This window comes from Bradyrhizobium altum, assembly GCF_020889705.1.
Lineage (GTDB): Bacteria > Pseudomonadota > Alphaproteobacteria > Rhizobiales > Xanthobacteraceae > Bradyrhizobium > Bradyrhizobium altum.
The window spans coordinates 1-8,158 of the sequence record NZ_JACMYP010000334.1; the positions used below are offsets into that span (position 1 = coordinate 1).

Below are 8,158 nucleotides of genomic sequence, written 5' to 3' on the forward strand. Positions count from 1 at the left end.
GCCCGGTCGCCGCGAAGCCACGCCGCGAAACGGCGGCGGCCGCCACGCGGATAGGCCTACGCAAGTCGCATCGCGCGAAGGCCGACCTCACACACCCCTGTGTCAACTGCGACCCAGTGCCGCCTATCTCAGGTGGAACTGCGACGTCGCTTCGTCGCTTTCTATTGTTCCAACTCTGCTGTTTGAATTGTTTGTCCAAACAGCAAAATCCCACAACAAGGAGAAAATGATGAAGTTGGGAACTTTGGTCGTGGCCGCAATCACCTCTGGCGCCATGACGCTGTCGACTATTGCCCCCTCGTTCGCCGCACCGCTCGCGCCCGCGCGGTTGCAGGACCGGCCGATCTCCGTCGAGCACATGCAGTATCGTCACTGGCATGGCGGCCCGCGTCACGGTTACCGCGGTGGCTACTACGGTCATCGCCATGGCGGCGGTGGAAACGGCGCTGCGATCATCGGCGGGCTTGCAGCCGGCGCGATCATCGGCGGCGCCATCGCGGCGAGCCAGGCCAAGGCCAACAACGACGCCTATTGCTCCCAGCGTTTCCGCACCTACGACCCGGCTTCGGGGACCTACATCGCGTCCGGCGGCGTGCGGCGTTCCTGCCCGTAAAATCAGCGAACGCGCCTACATCTCCCGTCATGCCCGGCCTCGTGCCGGGCATTTGCGTTCCGGGGAAACAGCGCCTCTTCAGCGGACCAGACAGCGTCGCTAGGTCGAGAGCTGAGGCTTGCCGTAGACCTGGTCGGCGCGCTTCTCGAACGCGGCGGCAAAGCGCGAGAATGCGGCGTCGAACATCGAGCCCATCAGCATCGCCAGCATCCGGCTCTTGAATTCGTAGTTCAGGAAGAAGCCGACATCGCATTCGGTGTCCGACTTCGGCTCAAAACTCCAGCGGTTCTCCAGGTTGCTGAACGGACCGCGCAGATATTCGACCAGAATCTTCAGGTTGGGCCGGTCGAGTGTCACCCTGCTGGTGAAGGTTTCGCGCACCAGCTTGAACGAGACGGTCATGTCGGCCACCACGACCTCGGTGCCGTCGTCCTTGGGCGTCCGCTGGCGGATCTTGAGCGCCTGGCACAGCGGCACGAATTCCGGATAGCGCTCGACGTCGGCGACCAGATCGAACATTTGAGGTGCGGTGTGGCGGACCCGCCGCTTGCTTGAGAATCGTGGCATCAGTGGATACTCGCACGGTTTTGCTGGCGTGCGAGACGCTGCAGATAATCGTCCGCCTGGGCCCGATCGGTGAAGCAGACCAGCGATTGATCGGCGCGCAAGCCCGAAAAATATTCGATCAGCTTCGGCCGCTGCTGCTGGCGATAGGTCCAGACATAGCGGAAGAATTCGAGATCGATCTTCTCCGGGCAGCCTTCCGCCATCTCGGGGCGAACCTGGCCATAGCTGCCGGCAATCCGCCCCAGGATTCCGAGCATGCAGGTCAGCCGCGGCAGATCGAACCAGATGATCGTATCGGAGAGCTGCCGGCGCAGTTCACCTGCACCGCTCTTCATGTAGTTCCCATCCATGATCCAGCGCGGCGCTTGCGTGACCTCGACCATGCGGCGCTCGAATTCATCCTTGTCGGACTCGACCCAGCCCGGCTTCCAGAACAGCGCGTCGATCGACACTGTCGGGATGCCCATCATGGCGGACAGTCGTCGCGCAAAGGTCGACTTGCCGGACCCCGACGATCCCATCACCAGCACGCGTTGCATTGGTCCCGTCCAAGATTCGGTCAAGGTTCGGTCGAGGCTCGATCAGGCAACGGCGCGCGGCGACGCCGGCCTCCTGCCGTTTGCAAAATCTAGCGGCCGCGAGCCGTGCGCGCCGCCTGCAGCTTCGCAAAATCCTCGCCGGCATGATGCGACGAGCGCGTCAGCGGACTCGCCGACACCATCAGAAAACCCTTGGTATAGGCGACACGCTCGTAGCCCGCGAATTCGTCCGGCGTCACGTAGCGCATCACGGCGTGATGCTTGCGCGTCGGCTGCAGGTACTGACCGACGGTCAGGAAATCGACCTCGGCCGAGCGCAGGTCGTCCATCACCTGCAGTACCTCGTGCCGCTCCTCGCCGAGGCCGACCATGATGCCCGACTTGGTGAAGATGGTCGGGTCCATCTCCTTGACCCGCTGCAGCAGCCGGATCGAGTGGAAATAGCGGGCGCCCGGACGGACCGTCAGATAGCGCGACGGCACGGTTTCCAGATTGTGGTTGAAGACGTCGGGCTTCGCCGCGACCACGCGTTCGAGCGCGCCGTCCTTGCGCAGGAAGTCCGGTGTCAGGATCTCGATCGTGGTGGTCGGGCAGCGGGCGCGGATGGCCCGGATGGTCTCTGCAAAATGCTCGGCGCCGCCGTCGGCGAGATCGTCGCGATCCACCGATGTGATCACGACATGGGCCAGACCCAGCTTCGAGACCGCCTCAGCGACGTATTCGGGCTCGTGGGCATCGAGCGCGCCGGGCACGCCGGTCCTGACGTTGCAGAACGCACAGGCCCGCGTGCAGGTGTCGCCCATGATCATGAAGGTGGCGTGCTTCTTGTCCCAGCACTCACCGATGTTGGGGCAGCCCGCCTCCTCGCACACCGTGACGAGGCCGTTCTCCTTCACGATCCGCCGCGTATCGGCATAGCCGCGCGTGTTCGGCGCGCGGACACGGATCCAGTCCGGCTTCGGCGGCGACACGGCATCCGGCCGGTTCACCTTTTCGGGGTGACGCGGGCGGAGCTGAGTGGTGGAGATGGTGTCGACGATGGTGACCATTTGTGCCTGCAAGTCGCGAGAGGCCATAGCTAATCGGTGTTGACGCGGCTCGCAACCCGCCCTGCGACCCTAGCAGATCAGCCCATATATTGGCAGTCTCGCGGTCCGTTCCACGCCGATTCCCACCTCAAAATGGCTCAAAAACCCCGATCGACCCGTGCGACCGCGCCGCGCCTCGGCAAAGCTCTGAAACGCGCCTTCTTCGATCGCAGCGTCCACGAGGTCGCACCCGACCTGATCGGCGCGACCTTCCTGGTCGGCGGCGTCGGCGGCATCATCACCGAGGTCGAGGCCTACCATCACACCGAGCCGGCGGCCCACTCGTTCAACGGACCGACCCCACGCAACCAGATCATGTTCGGCCCACCGGGCTTCTCTTATGTCTACCGCTCCTACGGCATCCATTGGTGCGTCAACTTCGTCTGCGAAGCTCCGGGCTCGGCCAGCGCCGTGCTGATCCGCGCGCTCGAGCCGACCCACGGCTTGGCGGCCATGCGCCGGCGGCGCGGGCTGGAGGATGAGCGCGCCTTGTGCTCGGGGCCCGGCAAGCTCTGCGAGGCGCTCGGCATTACCATCGCGCACAGCGAACTGCCGCTCGACCGTCCGCCGATCGCGCTCCACGCGCGGACCGAGACGCCCGACATCGTCACCGGATTGCGGATCGGCATCACGAAAGCCGTCGACCTGCCATGGCGCTACGGGCTGAAGGGATCGAAATTCCTCAGCAAGCGGTTTCCACCGTGAGACGCCCGGTCAGCGCAGGTCGATGGTGACGATCCCATACGGATTGAACTTGAAATCGTCTGGTTCATAGGAGGTCTCATAAGACAGCTGCGCCTTGCGGTCGGCGAGCACCGCCTCCAGCCCGCACCGCGCAAGCTGGTCACCGACCTCATCCATCAGCGCAACCACCTCTCGCTCGCTGCCATAGGCTTTGGCCACGTAGACTTCGGGAAGCCCGACGAGGTGAAAGCCGACGGTCTCAAGGTGGGTCGCGCCGGCCAGCGGCCGCTTGGCGAAGGCCAGCCGGCAGGCCCGACGCAAAGTGATGTTGTCATCCGATTGCAAAGCAGCGGCAGCCTCGTGAGCGAGCGCGCCCCAACGCGCGAGGCCGTGGGCGACGCCTGCGCTCTCACCCTTGGCAGCCGTCGCACCTGCCTTGATCACGGCGTCGACCAGAAACAACCCGCCGGCCGAGCACATGACGGCATTGTCCGCCGACATCGGCGGTCCCAGCACATAGAGAACGGATTTGTGGTCGGCGACAGCCGTCTCGTCGGCGTCGGTCCAGGCATTCGGCGCGACGCGATCCCAGCACACGCCGAATGAGCGGCTCATATTGGGATCCGCCTTCCCTTGCGAATAGGTGGTATCGACGCTGAAGCCGGCCGCGAATTGTTCGATCGCACGCGAGGCTGCATCCTGCAGCCGCGGCAGCTCGCCTTCGCCGCCGAGCAAGCAGAGCACGTGGCGCGGCTTCACCGTCGATGCAGCCGCCTGAGCGCGTTCGCCGAAACCGAGCATTGGCAAGACTCCTGTCGCGATCAGCAGCGTTCTTCGGGATATCGTCATGATGATCTCGCGGCTCGGGGGAGCCGGAACGGATTGAACGGCCGACCTGTCGGCTGGTTGGTCGGATGCCGGCGTGACCGGGTTCACGCCGCCTGATGGCAGACCGCCTCGATCCGGTTGCCGTCGGGATCGCGCAGGAACGCCGCATCATACGAGGTGTGATAGTCGCGCAGCCCCGGGCGCGCCGTCATCGGTGCCGCCTGTTATGACGCCCGCTTCAGCAGCTCGATCGCCTCGAGGATCTTGGCCCGGCGCTCCGTTGCTGCCGCGCGCTTCTCCTTCTCTTCCTCGACGAGCTCTTCCGGCGCGTTGGCGACGAACTTCTCGTTGGAGAGCTTTGCGTCGACCCGCTTGATATCGGCGTCGGCCTTGCCGAGCTCCTTCTCCAGCCGCGCGCGTTCGGCGGCAAGATCGATCACGCCCTTCAGCGGCAGCGCGACGACTTCGCCGCGCACCAGCAGCTGCATGGCGCCTTCAGGCGCGGCGTTCGCGAAGGAAATCTCCGACAATCGCGCGAGGCGCTTGATGGTGTCGTTCCAGCGCTGCGCGCGGTCGCGCGTCTCGTCGGAGGTGGTCACGATCACCAGCGGTGTCAGCGTCGACGGCGGGATGTTCATTTCCGCCTTCACCGACCGCATCGCGGTGACGAGATCGACCACCCAGCCGATCTCGGCCTCAGCCGCGGGATCGCTGAACTCGTCCGCGTCGAGCGCGGCAATCACCGGCGGAATGATCGGATCGACCACCGGACCTGCGGTCGCGATCGCCGCCAACTGCTCCCCGGTCACGCCCTGCTTGCGCGGCCAGGGCGCCAGCACCAGGAGGCCGTCGCGCTTTGCCGTCACAGCCCACAGCTCTTCGGTGATGAAGGGCATGAACGGATGCAGCAGCTTGAGGATCTCGTCGCGGGTCCAGGCGATCATGGCGCGGGTCTCGGCCTTGGCCGCGCCCTCCTCGCCCATCAGCACCGGCTTTGCCAGCTCGAGATACCAGTCGCAGAACACGTTCCAGACGAAGCGGTAGATCGCGCCGGCCGCATCGTTGAAGCGATGATCCTCGATCGTCTCGGTCACCTCGCGGGTGACGCGCGAGGTTTCGTGGGCCATCCAGCGGTTCAAGGTCTCCTTGGCGCCCTTCGGATCGAAGCCGTCCGGCTTCACGCACTCGTTCATTTCGGCGAAGCGGCAGGCGTTCCAGAACTTGGTCGCGAAGTTGCGGTTGGTCTCGACCAGATGCGGCGACAGGCGGATGTCGTGGCCCTGCGCCGCCTCGCGGGTCAGCGCGAAACGCAGCGCGTCGGCGCCGAAATCGTCGATCACGCCCAGCGGGTCGATGACGTTGCCCTTCGACTTCGACATCTTCGCGCCCTTCTCGTCACGGACGAGACGGTGGATGTAGACGGTCGAGAACGGCGCCTCCTTCATGAAATGAAGGCCCATCATCATCATGCGGGCGACCCAGAAGAAGATGATGTCGAAGCCCGTGACCAGCGTGTTGGTCGGGTAGTAGCGCGCGACCTCCGGCGTGTCGTCCGGCCAGCCCAGCGTCGAGAACGGCCACAGCGCCGAGGAGAACCAGGTGTCGAGCACGTCCTCGTCACGCGTGATGAAGCCCTCGCGCTTGGCGGGATCGACCGCCATGTCGTGGCCCTGCTCCGGCGTGATGACTTCCTGCTCGACGTAGTAGCCGAGCGCGTTGCCGACTGCCTCTTCCTCGGTCTCGGCGACGAACACCTTGCCGTCGGGCCCGTACCAGGCCGGGATCTGATGGCCCCACCAGAGCTGGCGCGAGATGCACCAGGGCTGGATATTCTCCATCCACTCGAAATAGGTCTTTTCCCAGTTCTTCGGCACGAACGTAGTCTCGCCCGAGCGCACCGCCGCCATCGCCGGCTGCGCCAGCGTCTTGGCGTCGACATACCACTGGTCGGTGAGGTACGGCTCGATCACAACATTGGAGCGGTCGCCATGCGGCACCATGTGGGTGTTGGGCTCGATCCGCTCGAGGAAACCGAACTCCTCCAGCCTTGCGACGATCTTCTTGCGCGCGGCGAAGCGCTCGATGCCGTGAAACTCTGCCGCGAATTCGTCGGCGCCCGCCGGCAGGCCGCGCAGATAGTCCTCGTTGCCGGTGAGATTCAGGCAGCCTTCCTGGTCCAGCACGCTGATCTGCGGCAGGCCATGGCGCTTGCCGATCTCAAAATCGTTGAAGTCGTGCGCCGGCGTCACCTTGACCGCGCCCGAGCCCTTCTCCGGATCGGAATAGTCGTCGGCGACGATCGGAATCTTGCGGCCGACCAGCGGCAGGATGACATGCTGGCCGACCAGATCGGTGTAGCGCTCATCGTCCGGATGCACTGCGACCGCGGTGTCGCCGAGCATCGTCTCCGGACGCGTGGTCGCGACCACGATGAAGGATTTGGGATCCTCGGGGCTGAAGCTGCGGCCTTCGATCGGATAGCGCAGGTACCAGAGATGGCCCTTGACCTCGACCTGCTGCACTTCGAGATCGGAGATCGCGGTGAGCAGCTTCGGGTCCCAATTGACCAGGCGCTTGTCCTTGTAGATCAGGCCCTGGCGGTGCAGCTCGACGAACACCTTGACGACGGCACGCGACAGGCCCTCGTCCATGGTGAAGCGCTCGCGCGACCAGTCGCAGGAGGCGCCGAGGCGCTTGAGCTGGTTGACGATGGTGCCGCCGCTGTCGGCCTTCCACTGCCAGACCCGCTCGAGGAACTTGGCGCGGCCCATGTCGCGCCGGCCCGGCTCCTGCCGTTCCATCAGCTGACGCTCGACCACCATCTGGGTGGCGATGCCGGCATGGTCGGTGCCGGGCTGCCACAGCACGTCACGGCCGCGCATCCGCTCGAACCGGCACAGGATGTCCTGCAGCGTGTTGTTGAGCGCGTGGCCCATGTGCAGCGAGCCGGTCACGTTCGGCGGCGGGATCACGATGGTGAAAGGCGCAGCGTCCTTGCGCTCGGGCCGGCCGGCCTTGAACGCGCCGCTCTCCTCCCAGAGCTGGGCCATCCGGAGCTCGATATCGGCAGGCTGGTAGTTTTTCTCGATCATGACAATGCGCTGTGGACCATAGGGAAAGGGTAGAAAGCCGCCAGAACGCACCGAGTCAACCGGACCGGCACGTCAAAACGGCATTGAGAGCGTTTTCGAGCGAAGTGGACACCGGTTCGCGTGAAGAAAACGCGTCGAAACAGGGAACTGGCGTTTCGGGTCTGATCCTATCAGAACCGAAACTCTGGGGCATTTGGGGGCTGAATGAGGGCTGCCAAGCCCCCTGCGGCAGGAGCGACCACCCGCGGCGGAGCTATCGCCCGCGGGAGACCCGCTCGATCTCGGCCTTGACGATCCGCTCGACCAGCCCCGGCAGATTGTCGTCCAGCCAGGACTTCAACATCGGCCGCAGCATCTCCTTGACCAGATCCTCCAGCGTCCGGGCATTGTTGCTCAGCACGGTGTTGGCCAGCGAGTTGAAAGCGGATTCGACCGCCCGCATCGTGGTTCCCGAGATGATCTGCTGCATCGGCGCGGTTTCGATTGCCGGCGGTTCTCGCTCTCGAACCGGTTCTCGCATGGGCTCCGGCGCCCGTGTGCGGGCTTCCGTGAACTCGACGTCGTCCTGCGGCTCGACCTTGCGGAACGACGGCGTGGCCGCCGGCTCCGGCAGCGCCATGTCGTCAGTGAGCTCGAATACGTCGGCTTCGGGTTGCGGCGACGGCCTGATCTCGGACGCGGGCGTCGCCTCGTCGAGGCTGGCGAGCAGCGAGTCGATGTCGTCCTGATTGTTGCTGGCCGGCGCCG

8 protein-coding genes are annotated in these 8,158 nt (G+C 64.9%); 2 read left to right on the forward strand and 6 right to left on the reverse strand.

Annotated elements, in window-relative coordinates:
• Positions 1-226: 226 nt before the first annotated feature.
• Complete coding sequence (locus H8B02_RS42295) at positions 227-613, forward strand: BA14K family protein (protein WP_229171633.1); 387 nt, start codon at positions 227-229, stop codon at positions 611-613.
• 99 nt (positions 614-712) lie between these two features.
• On the opposite strand, the gene H8B02_RS42300 is transcribed toward H8B02_RS42295, so the two are convergent.
• The 3 genes from H8B02_RS42300 to lipA all read right to left on the reverse strand — a co-directional run bounded on the left by H8B02_RS42300 (position 713) and on the right by lipA (position 2,768).
• Positions 713-1,180: a type II toxin-antitoxin system RatA family toxin gene (locus tag H8B02_RS42300; RefSeq protein ID WP_229171624.1), complete on the reverse strand. Its 468-nt coding sequence runs from the start codon at positions 1,178-1,180 to the stop codon at positions 713-715.
• The gene (locus tag H8B02_RS42305) at positions 1,180-1,719 is read right to left on the reverse strand and encodes an AAA family ATPase (protein WP_229171626.1); all 540 of its coding nucleotides are present in this window, start codon (positions 1,717-1,719) and stop codon (positions 1,180-1,182) included. Before H8B02_RS42305 ends, H8B02_RS42300 begins: the two co-directional genes overlap by 1 nt.
• Before the next feature lie 89 nt (positions 1,720-1,808).
• Positions 1,809-2,768 (reverse strand): lipoyl synthase, encoded by a 960-nt coding sequence (gene lipA, locus H8B02_RS42310; protein ID WP_229171628.1) that lies wholly within the window; start codon positions 2,766-2,768, stop codon positions 1,809-1,811.
• 132 nt (positions 2,769-2,900) lie between these two features.
• On the opposite strand from lipA, the gene H8B02_RS42315 reads away from it, so the two are divergent.
• Entirely contained in the window at positions 2,901-3,512 is a 612-nt protein-coding gene (locus H8B02_RS42315) for a DNA-3-methyladenine glycosylase (protein WP_229171629.1), read from the forward strand.
• Between the two features lie 9 nt (positions 3,513-3,521).
• On the opposite strand, the gene H8B02_RS42320 is transcribed toward H8B02_RS42315, so the two are convergent.
• From H8B02_RS42320 to H8B02_RS42335, 3 genes are all read right to left on the reverse strand, one after another.
• Positions 3,522-4,292, reverse strand: a complete 771-nt coding sequence (locus tag H8B02_RS42320) for a hypothetical protein (RefSeq protein ID WP_229171630.1) — start codon at positions 4,290-4,292, stop codon at positions 3,522-3,524.
• 251 nt (positions 4,293-4,543) lie between these two features.
• Positions 4,544-7,411, reverse strand: coding sequence for a valine--tRNA ligase (locus H8B02_RS42330; protein WP_229171631.1), 2,868 nt, complete (start codon positions 7,409-7,411; stop codon positions 4,544-4,546).
• A gap of 253 nt (positions 7,412-7,664) precedes the next feature.
• Positions 7,665-8,158, reverse strand: a 494-nt coding sequence (locus H8B02_RS42335) for a PopZ family protein (protein ID WP_229171632.1), incomplete at its 5' end; no start/stop codon positions are given.

Coding starts and splice junctions, on each gene's coding strand:
- H8B02_RS42295 (WP_229171633.1), top strand. CDS start 227: ATGATGAAGTTGGGAACTTTGGTCGTGGCCGCAATCACCTCTGGCGCC.
- lipA (WP_229171628.1), bottom strand. CDS start 2,768: ATGGTCACCATCGTCGACACCATCTCCACCACTCAGCTCCGCCCGCGT.
- H8B02_RS42320 (WP_229171630.1), bottom strand. CDS start 4,292: ATGCTCGGTTTCGGCGAACGCGCTCAGGCGGCTGCATCGACGGTGAAG.
- H8B02_RS42305 (WP_229171626.1), bottom strand. CDS start 1,719: ATGCAACGCGTGCTGGTGATGGGATCGTCGGGGTCCGGCAAGTCGACC.
- H8B02_RS42330 (WP_229171631.1), bottom strand. CDS start 7,411: ATGATCGAGAAAAACTACCAGCCTGCCGATATCGAGCTCCGGATGGCC.
- H8B02_RS42315 (WP_229171629.1), top strand. CDS start 2,901: ATGGCTCAAAAACCCCGATCGACCCGTGCGACCGCGCCGCGCCTCGGC.
- H8B02_RS42300 (WP_229171624.1), bottom strand. CDS start 1,180: ATGCCACGATTCTCAAGCAAGCGGCGGGTCCGCCACACCGCACCTCAA.